At 68.3% G+C, this 15560-nt stretch carries 12 protein-coding genes; 4 read left to right on the top strand and 8 right to left on the bottom strand.

Going from position 1 to position 15560, the window contains the following annotated elements:
* Nucleotides 1-2: 2 nt before the first annotated feature.
* Together ACFQ4H_RS08775 and ACFQ4H_RS08770 are read left to right on the top strand one after the other, a co-directional pair.
* Nucleotides 3-1292 (top strand): AAA family ATPase, encoded by a 1290-nt coding sequence (locus tag ACFQ4H_RS08775; protein WP_377569083.1) that lies wholly within the window; start codon nt 3-5, stop codon nt 1290-1292.
* Nucleotides 1289-1942, top strand: a complete 654-nt coding sequence (locus tag ACFQ4H_RS08770) for an RloB family protein (protein WP_377569082.1) — start codon at nt 1289-1291, stop codon at nt 1940-1942. The genes ACFQ4H_RS08775 and ACFQ4H_RS08770 overlap by 4 nt, the downstream gene beginning before the upstream one ends.
* Here the strand turns inward: ACFQ4H_RS08770 and ACFQ4H_RS08765 are convergent.
* From ACFQ4H_RS08765 to ACFQ4H_RS08750, 4 genes are all read right to left on the bottom strand, one after another.
* The gene (locus tag ACFQ4H_RS08765) at nt 1921-2505 is read right to left on the bottom strand and encodes a GNAT family N-acetyltransferase (RefSeq protein WP_377569081.1); all 585 of its coding nucleotides are present in this window, start codon (nt 2503-2505) and stop codon (nt 1921-1923) included. The two genes, ACFQ4H_RS08770 and ACFQ4H_RS08765, sit on opposite strands and share 22 nt — an antisense overlap.
* Before the next feature lie 90 nt (nt 2506-2595).
* On the bottom strand, nt 2596-3744 hold the full coding sequence (locus ACFQ4H_RS08760) for an acyl-CoA dehydrogenase family protein (protein WP_377569080.1): 1149 nt from the start codon (nt 3742-3744) through the stop codon (nt 2596-2598).
* A gap of 104 nt (nt 3745-3848) precedes the next feature.
* Nucleotides 3849-5405 (bottom strand): acyl-CoA carboxylase subunit beta, encoded by a 1557-nt coding sequence (locus ACFQ4H_RS08755; protein ID WP_377569079.1) that lies wholly within the window; start codon nt 5403-5405, stop codon nt 3849-3851.
* A gap of 269 nt (nt 5406-5674) precedes the next feature.
* Complete coding sequence (locus ACFQ4H_RS08750; protein ID WP_377569078.1) at nt 5675-6574, bottom strand: hydroxymethylglutaryl-CoA lyase; 900 nt, start codon at nt 6572-6574, stop codon at nt 5675-5677.
* 406 nt (nt 6575-6980) lie between these two features.
* Between ACFQ4H_RS08750 and ACFQ4H_RS08745 the strand changes: the two genes are divergently transcribed.
* Complete coding sequence (locus ACFQ4H_RS08745; RefSeq protein ID WP_377569077.1) at nt 6981-7313, top strand: hypothetical protein; 333 nt, start codon at nt 6981-6983, stop codon at nt 7311-7313.
* A 23-nt stretch (nt 7314-7336) separates the two neighbouring features.
* Nucleotides 7337-8506, top strand: coding sequence for an epoxide hydrolase family protein (locus ACFQ4H_RS08740; protein WP_377569273.1), 1170 nt, complete (start codon nt 7337-7339; stop codon nt 8504-8506).
* 49 nt (nt 8507-8555) lie between these two features.
* Here ACFQ4H_RS08740 and ACFQ4H_RS08735 read toward each other — a convergent pair whose 3' ends face one another.
* The 4 genes from ACFQ4H_RS08735 to ACFQ4H_RS08720 form a co-directional block, all read right to left on the bottom strand.
* Nucleotides 8556-9923, bottom strand: coding sequence for an acetyl-CoA carboxylase biotin carboxylase subunit (locus ACFQ4H_RS08735; protein ID WP_377569076.1), 1368 nt, complete (start codon nt 9921-9923; stop codon nt 8556-8558).
* 64 nt (nt 9924-9987) lie between these two features.
* Entirely contained in the window at nt 9988-10614 is a 627-nt protein-coding gene (locus ACFQ4H_RS08730; RefSeq protein ID WP_377569075.1) for a TetR/AcrR family transcriptional regulator, read from the bottom strand.
* A gap of 60 nt (nt 10615-10674) precedes the next feature.
* Nucleotides 10675-13587: a hypothetical protein gene (locus ACFQ4H_RS08725; protein WP_377569074.1), complete on the bottom strand. Its 2913-nt coding sequence runs from the start codon at nt 13585-13587 to the stop codon at nt 10675-10677.
* A 4-nt stretch (nt 13588-13591) separates the two neighbouring features.
* Nucleotides 13592-15385, bottom strand: coding sequence for an HSP90 family protein (locus ACFQ4H_RS08720; protein WP_377569073.1), 1794 nt, complete (start codon nt 15383-15385; stop codon nt 13592-13594).
* Nucleotides 15386-15560 lie beyond the last annotated feature (175 nt).

The raw sequence follows: 15560 nt of genomic DNA, 5'->3' as shown, positions 1-15560 counted from the left end.
CAATGCTGTTGCGGTTCGAGGTCTCGAACCACCGCTCGATCAATGAGCCGGTGGAGTTGTCCATGATCGCCGTGGACGAAGACAGACCGGCAGCTCGATCTTTCGACCTACTCAACGAGCGGGTCCTGACAGTCGCCGGGGTCTACGGCCCCAACGCTTCCGGCAAGTCGAACGTGGTAGATGCACTGGCATGGCTATCGACAGCGGCGGCAACGTCCCTGCTTGCCTGGGACGAGATCATCCCACGGGAGCCATTCAAGTTCGACAGCGGCCCAGAAACACCATCCACCTTTGAAGTCGAAATGATGGTCGAGCGCGTACGACACACATACCGCGTCGAACTTGACGATGAAAAGGTGCTCTTTGAGAGCCTCCACAGCTATCCCGAGCGCCGTCCCAGGTCCCTGTTCGAGCGGGAAGGCGAAAAAATCCGCTTCAGGCGCGAACTGGGTAGCCTCTCAGCGATCCGCGAACTCCTGACCCCTACGACACTTGCACTTTCAGCCGCTATGAGGTTTGACGTACCCGACATCCGCCCCTTCGGCCGGAAGCTGGCTGACATCGGAACGCTCGGAAATCGGCCTCGCAGGTCGCGGTACGACTACTACCCACCCGCCAAGACTGGATCACCTACAACCGAGCGGATATTCCTTCAGGGCGGAAACGGCAACCAGTTGACGTTGTTCGAATCCGCCGAAACCGAACCGCTTTACAACCCCGCCTCAGCCCTGAGCCTACTGAGATTTGCAGATCTCGGAATCGATGATGTGCATATCGTCAAGGAACGGCTGTACGAGGGCGACGACACGCGGACACGTCGACGGATTCGCTTGATGCATCGGGTAGCCGACCAGCAAATCTCGTTCGACATGGCTGACGAGTCCGAGGGCACACGAACCTGGTTCCGGCTCATCGGGCCAACACTGTACGCACTGCGCTCCGGGCAGACCCTTCTGTTCGACGAGATCGACTCCAGCCTCCACCCACGACTGTCGGCGAAACTACTGGAACTGTTTCAGGACCCCAACACCAATCCGTACGGCGCCCAACTCATCTTCACCAGTCACGACACCAGTCTCCTGAATCACCTGAACCGAGATGAAGTCTGGTTGACCGAGAAGGGTGCGGATGGCACTACGACCCTGACTGCACTCGCCGAATACGGCGGCGACAAGGTACGCCGCTCGTTGAATCTTGAAAAGGCCTATCTCCAGGGACGGTTCGGCGCGGTGCCCGATTTGGACCAACATCTGTTGCGGCGCGCACTCGGACTATCACCAGGCACCGAATGATGGGGCGAGAACGTCGACAGCATCCGAAGCCTCTCAAACGCAGAGTCGCGTTCCGCGAACCCCGTAAGACGCTGACGGTATTCTGTGAAGGCCAACGCACCGAGCCCGAATATCTTGAGGCGCTGAAGAGAGATCCCGAGGTTCGGGACGTGGCTGCGGTTGACATCAGAGTCGAGACCCGCAACAAAGGTTCGCTACCTCTCGCGCTCGTACGGATGGCAATCGATGCCCGCGAAAGAGCATTGCGGGAGGAAGGTGAGGTCGACGAATTCTGGTGCGTGTTCGACGTAGAGTGGCCGAAGAACCATCCTGGGCTACAAGAGGCCCTCACCCTTGCCCGGGAAAACGACATAAAGCTTGCAGTCTCGAACCCATGCTTCGAGTTGTGGCTGGCTCTGCACTTCAAGGACCATCGGTCGTTCCTGAACAACGACCAGGCGCGGCGGCTCCGCCGCTCCCACGACGGACAGCTGGACAAGGGACTCGCCGGCAGCGTCTACATGGCGCGAAAGCAGGAAGCAGCCCAGCGGGCTTCAGCACTGGAGAAGTTGCACGCCAGGAACGGCATGGATTTTCCGAACGACAACCCGTCGTCCGGTATGCACCTACTTATCGCAACCGTAACGGCTCAACCGCGTACGGCCGGATGACCCCGGTGCTCGACCCACTCGTCGGCCAGGACCGCCATGCTGTGCGCGTCGACCCAGGCGTCCTCCCAGCGCAACGCCTGCCGCTGCGTCCCCTCGTGGACGAAGCCGGCCTTCTCATAGACGTGTCGGGCGCGTGGGTTGAAGTCGTAGACCTCCAGGGTGACCCGGTTGAGTCCCACGGTCTCGAACGCGTGGCCCAGGATCAGGCGGGTCGCCTCGGTGCCCAGCCCTCGACCGAAGGCTCGGGCACCGATCAACGCGATCCGGAACGAACATGACAGGTTGTTCCGGTCCAGCTCGTTGAGGACCACCTCGCCGACGTACTCACCGGTCGCCCGTTCGACGATCGCGAGGTCGAGCCGGTCGTCATGCTCCGCCCTGGTGGCGTACCACCACTCCAACGCCTTCACGTCGAACGACGCGTGCGAGCCGGTCAGACGGCGCACCTCGGGATCGGTGACCAGCTCGGTCAGCCCGGGCAGGTCGGCCACGCCCACCGGGCGCAGCAGGACCAGTTTCCCGGTCAGGGTGGGCTTCTCGGCGAGGGTGACGGTTGCGGACACATACCGGATCATGCTCGCCCGGGCGGACGCACGCGAGCCGTTTCCAGCGGCCGTCATCCACCGCCGCTGCGTCGGAAACCTCCGGCGACCTCAGAGACCGAGGTCGCGAGCGATGATCATCCGCTGCACCTCGGACGTACCCTCGCCGATCTCCAGAATCTTGGAGTCGCGCCAGAACCGGGCCACGGCGAACTCGTTCATGAAGCCGTACCCGCCATGGATCTGGGTCGCCTCCCGCGCGTTGTCCACCGCGACGGTGCTGGCGTGCAGCTTCGCGATGGCGGCCTGCCGCTTGAAGTCCTCACCGGCCAGCATCCGGGCCGCCGCGTCGTAGTAGGCCAGCCGGGCCGTGTGTGCCTTCAGCTCCATGTCTGCGACCTTGAACTGGATGGCCTGGTACCTGCCGATCGGCTGCCCGAAGGCCTGCCGCTCCTTGGCGTAGCGGATCGACTCGTCGACGCAGCCCTGGGCTAGCCCGACCGCCAACGCGGCGATGGCGATCCGACCCTCGTCGAGGATTCGCAGGAACTGGGCGAAGCCCCGACCGCGCTCGCCGAGCAGGTTCTCCGCCGGCACCCGGCAGTCGTCGAAGGTCAGCTCATGGGTGTCCGACGCGCACCAACCCACCTTGGAGTAGCCGGGTGCGACGGTGAACCCGGGGGTACCGGACGGCACGATGATCGTGGAGATCTCCTTGCCTCCGTCCGGCCGGGTGCCGGTGACGGCGGTGACCGTGACCAGCGACGTGATGTCGGTGCCCGAGTTGGTGATGAACGCCTTCGAGCCGTTGATCACCCAGTGGTCACCGTCCAGGACGGCGCGGGTCTGGGTGCCGCCGGCATCCGACCCGGTGCCCGGCTCGGTCAGCCCGAACCCGGCCAGGGCCTCGCCGCTGATCAGCTTCGGCAGCCACTGCTCCCGCTGTGTCGGCGTACCGAACCGGTAGATCGGCATGATGCCGAGCGAGACAGCCGCTTCCAGGGTGATCGCCACGCTGGAGTCGACCCGGGCCAACTCCTCCAGCGCCAGGCAGAGCGCGAAGTAGTCGCCACCCATCCCGCCGTGCTCCTCGGAGAAGGGCAGCCCGAAGAGTCCCATCTTGCCCATCTGACGGACCACGTCGTACGGGAAGGTGTGCCGTTCGTAGTGCTCCGCGATGACCGGCGCGACCACCTCGCGGGCGAATTCCCGAACACTCTGCCGCAGTGCCTCGTGCTCTTCGTTGAGCCGGAAGTCCATGTTCTGTCTCCTAGCCGTAGATCCGCCGTCGGCACTCGTGACGCCGAGGACGGGGACAGTTCGGGGTGGTCCGCTGGTCGGGCCGAGGGTTGGCCAGGACGGTCCTAGACCGGTGTGACTCCGTGCCGGCGACGCGAGAAGTGCCGGTCCTTGCCCCGGGCGGCGGTGAACCGACGGACGAGTTCGGCTCGCAGTTCGTGCGGCTCGACGATCGCGTCGATCACCAACTCGCTGGCCAGGCGCACGATGTCGATGTCGCGCTCGTACTCCTCGCGGCGGGTGGCGACGAAGGCGGCACGCTCGTCGGGGTCGGCGATCGCGGCGATCTTGTTGGCGTAGACCGCGTTGACCGCGGCCTCCGCCCCCATCACCGCGATCTTCGCGGTGGGCAGGGCGATCGTCGCGTCCGGCTCGAACCCGGGGCCAGCCATCGCGTAGAGGCCCGCACCGTACGCCTTGCGCACCACCACGCAGATCTTGGGTACGGTGGCCTCGGAGATCGCCGTGATCATCTTGGCGCCGTGCCGGATGATGCCCTGCTTCTCCACCGCCGTACCGACCATGAACCCGGGTACGTCCGACAGGAAGAGCAGCGGCACGTTGAACGCGTCGCAGAGCTGCACGAACCGGGTCGCCTTGTCGGCCGAGTCGACGAAGAGCACCCCGCCCTTGAACATCGAGTTGTTGGCGACCACGCCGACGACCTCGCCGTTCAGCCGGCCGAACCCGACGGTGAGCTCCTTCGCCCAGAGCGCCTGGATCTCCAGGAAGGACCCCTCGTCGAGCAGACCCTTGACGTATCGCCGCATGTCGAACGCCTGGCGCTCGCTGACCGGCACCAGGGCGGCGAGGTCCACCTTCGACGAGGCCTCGACCGCCGGTACGGACGGCGGCGACTGGGTCCAGTTGGCCGGCAGATAGGACAGGTAGCGCCGGACCACGTCCAGTGCCTCAGCCTCGGTCTTGCACAGAAAGTGCCCGACGCCCGACTCGGCACAGTGCACCCGTGCGCCGCCCATCGCCTCCAGCGTGGTCTTCTCGCCGGTCACCATCTCGACCATGCGGTCGGAGCCGAGGTACATGCTGGCGTTGCCGTCCACCATGGCCACCACGTCACAGAACGCGGGGATGTACGCCCCACCGGCCGCGCTCGGGCCGAAGAGTGCGCAGACCTGCGGGATCGAGCCGGAGGCGCGCACCTGGTTCCAGAAGATCTTCCCGGCACCCCGCCGGCCCGGGAAGAGGTCGACCTGGTCGGTGATCCGGGCACCGGCCGAGTCGACCAGGTAGACCATCGGTTGCCCGGCCGAGTACGCCCGCTCGATGATCCGGATGATCTTCTCGACGGTACGGGCACCCCAACTGCCGGCCTTGACGGTGGAGTCGTTGGCCATCAGGCAGACCTGTCGACCGTCGATGGTGGCCGTACCGGTGATCACACCGTCGGCGGGGAGCCCGTCGGCCAGCGCGTTCGCGTACAGCCCGTCCTCGACGAAGGAGCCCTCGTCGACGAGGAGAGCAACCCGTTCCCGGGCGAAGAGTTTGCCCTTGGCGGCGTTGGCCGCGTGGTACCTGTCCGCCCCACCGGCCCGGACCCGCTTGCGTAGCTGTTCCAGCTCCACCATGCTGTCCCGCTCCGGCGCCGCACCGTCGAGTGTCACACCGACCCCCTAGCCCGCACCGACGTCGGCCATCCCGACCTACCATCCCAGCCTAAACGATCGTTAGGCTATCGCACGGGAACGACTCCGGCCACCCAACCCGACTCCTACGCCGCCGCACGATGTGACCGAGGGAGACCGGGCGATCATCCTTACCATCACCGCCGCCGACCGGTGGGCTCCCAGCGCCCGGCGGCGGTTGCCGGGCACCGATGCCGGCCGTTGTCGTGTCCACCTCTCGACTGATCCGAAAGCAGGAATGTCCTTCCCTAGACGCGGGGTCCGGCACGGAGCACTCCGGAGGGCAACTGCCGGCCGACCAGTTTCTCGGCCAGTGCCGCCGCCACCAGCAGCGCATCCAGGTCGATCCCGGTGTCGATGCCCATGTCGTGCAGCATGTGCACCACCTCCTCGGTGGCCACGTTGCCGCTGGCCCCGGGCGCGTACGGGCAGCCACCGAGGCCGCCGACGCTGGCGTCGTACTCGGTGATGCCGAACTCCAGCGCGGTCAGGATGTTGGCCAACGCCGTACCCCGGGTGTTGTGGAAGTGCAGCAGCAGCGGGATCTCCGGTTGGCGGTCACGGACTGCGGTCAGCAACTCCCGGACCCGGCGTGGGGTCGCCATGCCGGTGGTGTCGCCGAACGCGACCCGGTCCGCGCCGTCGGCGACCACCCGGTCGACCATCTGCGCCACCCGGTTCGGGTCGATGTCCCCCTCGTACGGGCAGCCGAAGCTGGTCGAGATGATCACCTCGGCGATGGCCCCAGACCCGTGCAGCAGCGCGATCAGCCCGGCGATGTCGTCCAGCGACTCGGCGGTGGACCGGTTCACGTTGCGCTGGTTGTGCGTGTTGCTGGCCGAGACCACCACCTCGATCTCGGTGAACCCGGCCGCCAGGGCCCGCTGTGCCCCGCGCGTGTTCGGCACCAGCGCCGAGTAGCGGACGTTCTCGTTGCGCTGTGCCCGCGCCCAGACCTCGTCGGCGTCGGCCATCTGTGGGATCGCCTTCGGATGCACGAACGAGACCGCCTCGATCCGCCGTACGCCGGTGGCCGACAGCGCGTCGATCAGCCGCACCTTTGCGTCGGTCGGGATCGGGGCCTCGTTCTGTAGGCCGTCACGCGGACCGACCTCGCGGATCGAGACGGAGTCCGGCAGTTTCGTCATGTCCTCACCTCGCTGTGAGATCGACCGGTCGATCGTGTCCACCGTCGCCTCGGCTCACGTACCTCGGATCGCCGTTGTCCGGCGTGGTCCTTTCGGGCCCGGTCCAGTCGGACCGGGCGGCAGGGATCTGCCTTCCTTTGCGCTGCTTCCGGCTGGAAACAGCAACTGTCCGATAATCGGACATCGGGCGTCTCCTATAGGGAAGCAGAGCAAAGGGCCTGTCGGCCAGTACCGATGCGAAGCATCACTACCGCAGGCGCTGTCATCAGCAACCGTCACCGCCGCCAGGTCAGCGCGCCGCCGTCAGGTCAGCGCGCCGCCGTCAGGTCAACGCACTGTCGTCAGGTCAACGCACTGTCGTCAGATCAACTTGACGTCAAGGTGATCTGACGCAAGGCTGGACGGCGTGACGACCCCCGACGAGTTGGAACGGCGGTTCACCCTCCTCACCGCCGTCGCCCGCTACGACGAACTCCGCATGCGGGACGCGCTGGCACCCCCTACCGACGACGAGGCATCGGACAGCGAGACGGAGGCCCGACCGCTGAGCCGGAGTGAAGCGCTGGAACTCCTCGCCCTCGGAGAAGTGATCATGCGAAAGGCGAGCTACGGCCGACAACTGGGGGTCCGCACCGCCCGGGCGGCCGGCGCCTCCTGGACGCAGATCGGCGCAGCTCTCGCCACCAGCAAGCAGTCCGCCTGGGAAACCCACAACCGATGGCTCCAGGAGCAGGCCTGATGGACACCCGCACCGACCCCACGATCCGCCCGTTCCGGCTCGACATCCCCGACGCCGACCTGGTCGACCTGCACCGACGGCTCGACAGCACCAGATGGCCCGGTGAGGTGCCGGACGTCCCATGGCGGCGCGGGGTGCCACTGTCCTACCTCAAGGAACTGGTCGACTACTGGCGCAGCGAATACGACTGGCGCACCCACGAGGCACGCCTCAACCAGATCCCACAGTTCACCACCACGATCGACGGGGTCGAAATCCACTTCGTCCACGTACGGTCCCCCGAACCCGACGCACTGCCGTTGATCGTCACGCACGGCTGGCCGGGCTCGATCGTGGAGTTCCTCGACATCATCGAACCGCTCACCGATCCACGCCGGTACGGCGGCGACCCGACCGACGCGTTCCACCTGGTCCTACCCTCCATACCCGGGTTCGGACTCTCCGGACCGATCCGCGAGCCGGGCTGGGACGTCCCACGCATCGCCCGGGCCTGGGCCGAACTCATGCGACGTCTCGGCTACCACCGCTACGGCGCGCAGGGCGGCGACTGGGGACATGCGATCACCCGGGAACTCGCCGTCCTCGACGCCGGCCACGTCACCGGTATCCACCTCAACACCCTGCTCACCCTGCCCTCCGGTGACCCGGCCGAGGCCGCCGCCCTCACCGACGCGGACCGGGCCCGGCTGGATCGACTGACCCGCGCCGAGCCGGAGATGTCCGGCTACGCCAGGATCCAGTCGACCCGGCCCCAGACCCTGGCCTATGCCCTGACCGACTCACCGGTCGGTCAGCTCGCCTGGATCATCGAGAAGTTCAAGGAGTGGACCGACTCGACCGACGCACCGGAGGACGCGATTCCCCGGGACCTGCTCCTGACGAACGTGATGCTCTACTGGCTCATGGCCGCCGGCGGCTCCTCGGCCAACGTCTACTACGAGGCGGCCCACCCGACCGGTACGCCGCACCCGCCCTCGTCGACGGTGCCCACCGGCGTCGCCGTCTTCGCTGGCGACGTGGCCGCACCGGTGAGGCGGCTCGCCGAACGCGACAACAACATCGTGCACTGGTCGGAGTTCGATCGCGGCGGGCACTTCGCCGCCATGGAGGAACCCGACCTGTTCATCGCAGATCTGCGTAGGTTCTTCGCACTGCTACGTCGACCGGTTGCCGGGTACGACCCGGCCGGGTGACACGCTTCGGCGTCACCCGACCGGTCCCGACCAGGGGTGGCCGGCGCGGTCAGCGCATCCGGCCCACGATGCCGGTGTCGTAGTCGCCGCTGAGGAACTCGGCGTTGTCCAGCAGTTCGGCGAAGAACAGCAGGTTGCACTTCGGGCCGACGACCTCGAACCCGGCCACCGCAGCCCGGGCCCGGGAGATGGCCTCCGCCCGGTCGGCACCGTGCACGATCAGCTTGGCCATCAGCGAGTCGTAGAACGGGGTCACCGTCGTGTCCGGTGCGTAGCCGGAGTCGACGCGTACGCCCTCGCCGGAGGGCTCCACCCAGGACCGGACCGCCCCGGGGCCGGGCAGGAACCGCTTCGGATCCTCGGCATTGATCCGCAACTCGATCGCGTGCCCATGCGCCGTCAACGCGTCCGGATCGAAGTTGGGGGCCAGACCGGCCGCCACCCGCAGCTGCTCCTCGACCAGGTCGACGCCGTAGACCAGTTCGGTCACCGGGTGCTCGACCTGGAGCCGGGTGTTCATCTCCAGGAAGAAGAACTCTTCGGTCCCGGGACCATCACCCTCGAAGTCCCGCTGACGCGGGACCAGCAGACATTCGACCGTACCGGCGTTGCGGTAGCCGACCGCCTCACCGGCACGTACCGCCGCAGCCAGCAGCCGATCCCGCAGCTCCGGGGAGACCGCCGGGGAGGGCGACTCCTCCACCAGCTTCTGGTTGCGCCGCTGCACCGAGCACTCCCGCTCACCGAGGGCGATCACCCGACCGTCGGCCAGGCCGAGGATCTGCACCTCGACGTGGCGTACCCGGGGAAAGTAGCGTTCGATCAGCACCGAGCCGTCGCCGAACATCCGCTCGGCGAAGGCGCGGACCTTGTCGTACTCGGTGCGCAGTGCGGTCTCGTCGGCCGCCACGCCCATGCCCATCCCGCCACCACCCGCGGCGGCCTTGACCATCACCGGATAGCCGATGCTGGCCGCTGCCGCCACCGCCGCGTCGACGTCGGCGGCCGGGTCCGTCGTACCGGGGGCCACCGGCACCCCGGCCGCCGCCATCAGGTTACGGGCGTTGATCTTGTCGCCCATCGCGGTGATCGCATCCGCTCCGGGTCCGACCCAGATCAGGCCACTACTCTCGACCGTACGGGCGAAGTCGGCGTTCTCCGACAGGAAGCCGTAACCGGGGTGGATCGCCTGGACACCGGCGGTCTTGGCCGCGGCGAGGATCGCCTCCGTGTTGCGGTAGCTCTGCGCCGGGTTGGCCGGGCCTACGCAGATCGCCTCGTCCGCCTCCTTGACGAAGGGCAGCGCCTCGTCCGCTTCCGAGTAGACCGCCACCGCCCGTACCCCCAGTCGTCGGGCGGTACGGATGATCCGACGGGCGATCTCGCCCCGATTCGCGATGAGCAACGACTCGATCATGTCTACCTCTCCCGGGGTGTCCGGATGTCTTGTCGCGCACTAGAACATCACGGATGCGGCGCGATCACGAGTCCGGATTCGCCAGCAGGGCGGCCAGGGTCGCGGCCCGCAGCAGGGCGGCCCGCCGCTGCCGGTCGACCTCGCCACCGAGGAACGGGGTGGAGTTCATCAGACCGAAGGCGGAGTGGGCCAGCACCCGCGCCTCGGCAGCCGACAGTCCGGCGTGCAGGGCGGTCAGCGTGGACACCCACTCCTCGACGTAGAGCCGTTGCAGCCGACGGATCTGCCGACGGGGTTCCTCGGGGAGCCGGTCGAGCTCGTTGAGATGCAGCGCGATGACCGCCGGGTTGGCCAACGCGAACTCGACGTGGAAGTCGATCAACGACTCCAACGCTCCACGCGGGTCCGAGGGGCGCTCCGCCACGCGGCTGCGTCCCCCGGCCAGCAGTTCCTCACTCACCGGAATGAGGGCGGCGACCAGCATCGCCTCCTTACCGGCGAAGTGGTGGTAGAGGGCGGGGCCGGTGACCCCGGCCGCCGCACCGATGTCGTCCATCGAGACGCCGTGATAACCGCGCGCGGCGAACAGACCGACCGCGATCTCCAGAATCTCGTCGCGGCGTGACCGCCGCCGCGGGGCAGCGGGAACCGCCTCAGCCACCGCTCCTGTCACCTGCTGTTCCACCGTCACCCGGCCAGCCTAGTCAGCCATCGATCGGCCGACGCCGGCCGGTTTACGCCTTTCCGCTCGTCAATCGTCCATATCCAGGTCGTGCTCCTCGCGCAACGCCTGTGCCTCGTCGGTTCGCCCGAGCCCGGAGAGCGCCTGTGACAACAACCACGCCGCCTGCCGTACGGTCCCCGAACCGGTCGGCAGCCCGCCGAGCGTGCGCCGCAGCAGCTGTTCGGCCTCGGGCAGCCGGTCCAGTCGCAGCAGTGCCTCGCCCGTCAGCAACTCGACCTGTGCCGCCTCCCCGAACGCCTCGATCTCCCGGAGCTGCTCCGGCACGCCGGCCAGCTGACCCATCGCGTCCTCGGAACGGTCGAGTCCGAGCAGCAGCCGGGCCACGGTGGCGGCCAGCATTCCGCGTTCCCATACCGCTGCCGGTTCACCGGCCAGGTCGTCCGGCAGCGTCGCCGCCGCCCGCTGGGCGCGTTCGACCGCAGCCAGCGCCGCATCCGCCTCACCGGCCCAGTTCAGCGCGTCCACCTCGCGACGACGGGCCCGCAGCTCGTCGAGGGCGAACCCGGCGAGCTGGTAGGCCCCGGCCGCTGCGGCAAACCGCTGAGCAGCCAGATTGTCGCGATCCTTGCGGTAGAGCAGGTCGCCGGCCTCCTCCAGCATCTGAGCCCGGGGGCCCAGGTTGTCTGGTCCATCGAGATTGTCGGCAAGCTGGTCCAGCAGGGTCAGCGCCAACTCGTCCTCACCGAGCGCGATGTAGATGTTGGCCAGCAGGTGCCGACACCGGTCAGCATCACCCTGATGCCCCAGTTTGTCCAGCTCGGCAACGGCTTCCTCCGCAGCCTCCGCCGCGTCCGACGGCCGCCCGGCCTGCCGGTAGGCGTTGGCCAGTTCCCAACGCAGGTACGCCGCACCTTCGGCGATGCCCTGCTCGGCACAGATCGCCACCGCCTCGACGAAATCGTCGACGGCTTCCAACGCACGATCCGCGGCCAGCAGTGCCCGGGCCCGACCGGTCCGGGCCGGTAGCACGGCGTCACCCGCCGGCACCCGCAGCGCATCGGTGAGCGCCGCTACGGCGGCAGCCGGTTCGTCCAGGCACTGCGCGTAGCAGATGCACGCCCCCGCGTACTGCTCAGGCAGGCCCAGCTCGTGGTACTGGTCGCGGGCCCGGATCGCGAACTCGGCCGCCTCCTCGGTCTGGTCCAACGCCTGGAGGGAGATTGCCCGCCGCAGGGTGATCCGGGCGTCGAGGTAGGGATCGTCGGCACCGACCGAGGCACCGGCAGCCGCTTCGACGGCGGCGAACGCCTCCGCCCACCGCTCCGTCATCAGCAGGGCGACCGCCAGCCGGTCGTACGCACTGGCCCGCTCGGCCGGATCGCCGTACTCGCCGAGATAGGCCGCTGCCGCCTCCACCAGTGGTACGCCCTCGTCGGCCTCGCCGGTCCGACAGAGCAGCACGCCGAGCCGGCCGGTGACGATGTGCTCGCGGACCGGATCCGGCAACGACTGGTAGCAGCTGATCGCCAGCCGGTTCGCCTCGATCGCACCCGGCAGGTCGTCGGCGATGCCGCACTCGACCCCACCGAACTCGGCCCGCCAGGCAACCAGCCGGGGCTCGAGTTCCTGCTGACCGAACCGCTCGTCGAAGACTCGCAGCACCGCCACCACTTCCTCGACCCGCTCGGCCCGCCACCGCTGCTCGGCCACTGCCAGCACCTGGTCCGGGGTGGCCCCGACCGGCACGTCGACCGGCTCCGCCGGCCGTACGGGGAAGGGCGGAACGACCTCGACGGACGCCGCCGGATCGGCCGTCGACGCCGTACCCTCGGCGGGCGCGGTTGCGGCGGGCCGGCGGCGGGCGGTGGCCGACAGCGGCAGGTGCTCGCCGATCGGCTCCACCGACATCCGCTGACGAACCTGATCCGACTGGGCGGACGTGCCGTTGCGGGCGTCGAACCGGGCGGCGATGTCGATGGCCGTGCCGGCCAACTCGGCAGCCAGGGCCGCGACGGAGACGTCACCGGCCGCCCGATCGGCGTGTGCCCGCCGGTGGACGGTCAGCTCACCGTGGCCGGCCTCGTCGAGCCTCCGGAGCACCAGCGCCGCCCCGGAGGCGAAGGCCATCGCCGCAGCCGGCGAGGGTGCCCGGTCCAGCCAGTCCAGATGCCGCTCGACGATCTCCAGGCCGCGCGCCTCGTTTCCGGTGAGCCCACAGAACTGGACATGGTCCCCGATGTCCCACAGGTCGGCCAGGTTGCCCCGGACCGCCCGGTACGCCCGCTGGTGCGCGTCTCGGGCCGCGTCCCGCCGACCGGTCCGCAGATACGGCATCAGCAGCGAAACGAGGATGCCCTGCGGTTGCTCGGTGCAGGAGAGTCGACCGGCCAGCACCGGTTCGGCCAGCGCGACCGCCTCCTCGTCCCGTCCGTTCGCCGCCAGATACTGAGCCTGGGCGGACGGGTCGCAACCGGCGCAGTCGGACAGGTCGTCACGGGGCGTGGTGGTCCACTTCCGGTACCACTCCTCGGCCTGCTCGTCGTCGCCCAGATGCCGGGCCACCCGGTGCCGGTACTTGTAGACCGCCTGCAGACTGTGCCCGCCCTCCCGGTACCGGCGCTCCATGTCGTCGAGCACGGCGTACGTCCGGTCCAGCGGCACCTCGGGGAAGTTGAGCAGCGCGTTGACCATGTACTTGAAGTGCCAGAGCAGGTTGTGCGCGTACCGCTGGTGATGCGGTTGCGGGCTGCGGTCGAAGTCGGCGAGGCACCACGAGAAGGTGACGAACGACTTGACCGGCTCACCGCCGTAGACGTACGCGTTCGTGCCGAGCATCCGGGTGGCGAAGGCCAGATGGGCGTCACCGGCGGCGTCCGCCTGCCGGATCAGCTGTTCGACCGCGGCGATCTGCCCGGCACCGTACGGCATGTTCGCGGCCTGGCTGAACCGCCGCCACAGCTCCTCACTGTTGGTGGTCATCGGATCACTCCTGTCCCGGGACGGCCCGGCCCAGCAGGCCGAGGAACGAACTGTTCAGCAGCGCGGCGTCCGCCGGACGGATCGGGTGGTAGCCGAGCAGCAGCGCCTGGCCGTACAGGGCCTCCACGGCGAGCCCGACCAGCTCCGGGTCGCCCAGCGTGGTGATCCGTCGGACCAGCGGGTTGCGGTGGTTGAGCACCAGCTGCGGACGCTCCGGCGGACCGGAGTTGGCCAATGCGTCGAGCACCCCGGCCCACACCTCGTCCGCCTGGTCCCGGGTCGACTGGAGCTGGTCGTGGAAGGCCGCCGACCGGCTGACCAGGTAGAGCGCGGAGAGCGACGGCGGGTCGTACGCCCGTACCACCACCTCGCAGCCGAGCCGGTCCAGGGTCCGCTGGGCGGTCTTGACGAACGGCCGCAGAGCCAGGTCGACTGCCGGGTCGAGACTGTCGAACCGGGTGGTCAGATCGGTCGGTTCGAGCCGCTCGATGAGCGCCGACCGGTCCACCCCCGGCAGCCGCTCGATGATCTCGGTGTCGTACGTGTAGCCACCGTTGACCACGGCCAGATCCTGGGCGGCTGCCACCGCTGCCAACTGCCGGAACTCGTCGATCGTCGCCGCGTAACGGACGACGCCGTGCCGCTCCCGGAACTCCGCGAGGGTCATCTGCCCGGTGTTGGTCTCCATCGGCCACCACTGCTCGACCAACCGGAGCATCTCGTCGTCGTGCAGCGCCAGCGCCTTCACGCCGAGGTGGTGCACCTGGAGGAACTCGCCGAGCCGGTACGGATCCTGGCTGGCCAGCCGGACCAGCCAACCCCGCAGTTGCTCGCCGAGCGCCTCCCGGGTGCTCTCCAGGAGGCTGTCCTCGTACAGCGCCTCGCGACTGGCGGTCGGGCGCAGCTCGCTGGCGTCGACCACGCACTGGGCGAAGAACGCCCAGTCCGGCAGTAGTCCTTCGGCCCCCTCGGTGAGCAGCATGTGCTTGAGGTAGACCCGGTGCCCGGTACGGGCCGCCGGGTTGACCGGAACCGGCAGCACGAACGCCGCGCCGGTGAGTCCGGCCTCCGGCACCGACAGGGGCACCACGTCGAACGGGGTGAAGCCGAGCGTCTCCCGGGCGTACTGGAAGAGGGCGCCGCGCGTCTCGGCGGCGGAGGTCCCGGCGGGCGCTGCCCACGGCGGTGGTCCGGTCGTCGTCTCGGTGTCACCGACGTGGACCGAGACCGGCAGCAGCGACCCGAACAGCCGGGCCAGCTCGACCACGGTCGGCGTCGCGAACCATTGGTCGGCGTCCCGACGCGGTACGAGGGTCACCGTCGTGCCCGGCTCCGCCCGCTGGCTGCCGGCCGGTGCCAACTCGATGCCGTAACGGCCGTCGGAGTAACCGGTCCACAACACGGTCGGTTCGTCGGCATGCCGGGTCTGTACCCGGATCTCGTCGGCGACCAGGAAACAGGAAAGCAGCCCGATACCGAACTGACCGAGGAACTCGTGCCGCGCGAACCCCAGCTCGTCGCGTTTGGAGCTACGACCGATCGTGGCCAGCAGCTCGTGCACCTGGGCCTCGGTGAGCCCGATACCGGTGTCGTGTACGCGTAGGGTGCCGTCGCCGGTGAGCGAGGGTGGCTGGATCCGCACCACCGCCGGGGCCTTGGGATCGGTGGCCCGGCGGGCGGTGATCGCGTCGACCGCATTCTGTAGCAGTTCGCGAAGGTAGACCCGGGGGCTTCCGTACAGGTGATGGCTCAGCAGGTCGACAACGCCACGCAGGTCGACCTGAAAGGTGTGGTCCACGTTCTATCTTCTCTCCCGGTCCGATGCCGGTTTCTCCGGTCCGACGCCGGTACTTCTTCCGGTCCGATGCCGGCGCCTACCGTACCGGTGATCGCTGACAGTCCGCCGCCCTGATTCCGCGCAAGATCGCAAGTCCGACAACTGGCAATGCGCTGCTGCTTGACCCTCGACCTAC

The sequence above is a fragment of the Micromonospora sonneratiae genome, assembly GCF_042679305.1.
GTDB classification, from domain to species: Bacteria; Actinomycetota; Actinomycetes; order Mycobacteriales; family Micromonosporaceae; genus Micromonospora_H; species Micromonospora_H sonneratiae.
The sequence above is the reverse complement of the archived record's forward strand: the minus strand, read 5'-3'. Positions and strand labels throughout refer to the sequence as shown.

Excerpts from the sequence above, each read along its gene's own strand:
- ACFQ4H_RS08770 (WP_377569082.1), top strand. The coding sequence starts at position 1,289 with ATGATGGGGCGAGAACGTCGACAGCATCCGAAGCCTCTCAAACGCAGA.
- ACFQ4H_RS08725 (WP_377569074.1), bottom strand. The coding sequence starts at position 13,587 with ATGACCACCAACAGTGAGGAGCTGTGGCGGCGGTTCAGCCAGGCCGCG.
- ACFQ4H_RS08775 (WP_377569083.1), top strand. The coding sequence starts at position 3 with ATGCTGTTGCGGTTCGAGGTCTCGAACCACCGCTCGATCAATGAGCCG.
- ACFQ4H_RS08760 (WP_377569080.1), bottom strand. The coding sequence starts at position 3,744 with ATGGACTTCCGGCTCAACGAAGAGCACGAGGCACTGCGGCAGAGTGTT.
- ACFQ4H_RS08735 (WP_377569076.1), bottom strand. The coding sequence starts at position 9,923 with ATGATCGAGTCGTTGCTCATCGCGAATCGGGGCGAGATCGCCCGTCGG.
- ACFQ4H_RS08750 (WP_377569078.1), bottom strand. The coding sequence starts at position 6,574 with ATGACGAAACTGCCGGACTCCGTCTCGATCCGCGAGGTCGGTCCGCGT.